This window comes from Halorubrum sp. FL23 (genome assembly GCF_052439115.2).
GTDB classification, from domain to species: Archaea; Halobacteriota; Halobacteria; order Halobacteriales; family Haloferacaceae; genus Halorubrum; species Halorubrum persicum.
In genome coordinates this window covers 1-1,629 of record NZ_JBQVRO020000050.1, presented here as the reverse complement: position 1 = coordinate 1,629, position 1,629 = coordinate 1, and the positions used below count along the sequence as shown (strand labels likewise).

The 1,629-nt window shown below is 58.7% G+C and carries 1 protein-coding gene; it reads left to right on the top strand.

The window, feature by feature from the left end:
• Positions 1 to 163: 163 nt before the first annotated feature.
• Positions 164 to 1,621, top strand: coding sequence for an IS66 family transposase (tnpC, locus tag ACT4MF_RS18810; protein ID WP_285255122.1), 1,458 nt, complete (start codon positions 164 to 166; stop codon positions 1,619 to 1,621).
• Positions 1,622 to 1,629: the final 8 nt, after the last annotated feature.

The following is a 1,629-nucleotide window of genomic DNA, read 5'->3' as shown; positions in this document are numbered from 1 at the left end:
GTACGTGTTTAGCCCCGTCTGATTTCGTCACTATCTCGTAGGTGGTGGCCTATGACAGACACATGGTCTGCCAGCAGGGAGTCAGTCTACATCCTCAGGGATGGTCTCCGAGCAGCGGAGACCATCCCGTCAGCCCTGCTGTCTTCGTTTCGAGGTGGAATCGATGAGCTGGGACGATCTCTCCAAGGACGAACTCCTCTCGCGGTTTCTCCAGATGGAGGAACGAATCGACGAGCTGGAAGAGAAGATCGCCCAGAAAGACGAGCGGATCGAGGAACAGAACGAACTGATCGAAGAGCAGCAAGAGCGGATCGAAGAACTCGAAACACGCCTCCGGAAGTACGAGAATCCACACACTCCACCCAGTAAGCGACGGTCGGGGACCGACGGGTCCCCGACCTCGCAAGATGACGAAGACGACGATGTCCGAACTGACGGTGGCACTCCCGGTCGGAAGGATGGTCACGATCCGGAGTGGCGTTCTACGGCCGATCCTGACGAAAAAATCGAAGTCACCTGTGACTGTTGTCCTGAGTGTGGCGACTGCTTCGACGAGTCGGTGGGCATCAGCCCCCGACTCGTCGAGGAGATCCCTGATCCCCAGCCCCCAAAAATCACCCGGTACAACCGCCACTACTACCAGTGCGATTCCTGTGGAACAGAGACAGTTGCGGCTCACCCCGACTGCCCCGATGAGGGGCAGTTCGGGGTGAACGTCATCGCTCAATCAGCTCTGTCACGGTACGATCACCGTCTTCCCTACCGGAAGATCGCTGATCGCTTCGAGCAACTACACGGACTCGAACTCTCGGGTGCATCTGCGTGGCACGCGACCGAGCGCGCTGCGCGCGCCGGTCGCTGTGAGTACGAGCAGATCCGTCAAGAGATTCAGGATGCTGACGTGGTTCACATCGACGAGACAGGCATCAAGCGCGACGGTGAACAAGCGTGGATTTGGACGTTTCGGACCATTCAACATACGTTGTACGCGGTCAGGGAGAGTCGCGGAAGTGATGTTCCCGCAGAAGTCCTCGGCGAGGACTTCGCGGGAACAGTCGTCTGTGACGGGTGGGCGGCGTACCCAGCTTTCAGCAGCAACCTCCAGCGGTGCTGGGCGCACATTCTTCGAGAGGCTGAGGACGCCGCCGAAAAGCAGCCAGAAGGTGAACCGATCTACCAAGCTCTCAGACAGCTATTCGTCGCTCTCCAGGCTCGGCTGGAGAGCGACCCAAGTCCTCGTGAGAGAGCAGAGCTCCAGCGTGTGGCGCGAAGAGAGCTTGAATCGCTGATTGACCGGTCAGTACCCGACGGACCAGTGGCAACACTGCTGGGGAAGATCGAAGGAGGTCTCGACCACTGGCTCACCTTCGTCGGTGAGCCAGCGGTCTCTCCGACAAACAATGCCGCAGAGAACGCGCTTCGGGAACCAGTAGTTCTGCGGAAAATCATCGGAACGCTGCGTAATGACCGAGGAATGTTCGTTCACGAGACGGTCTTGTCCCTGCTGGCGACGTGGCGCCAGCAGGGACGCAATCCATACGAAGAACTTCGTCGAGTCGTCAGCAATAATGAGGTTATGTCACGGGCTCACGCTGTGCCGGCTGTCGAGACCTCGGGGTAAACACGTAC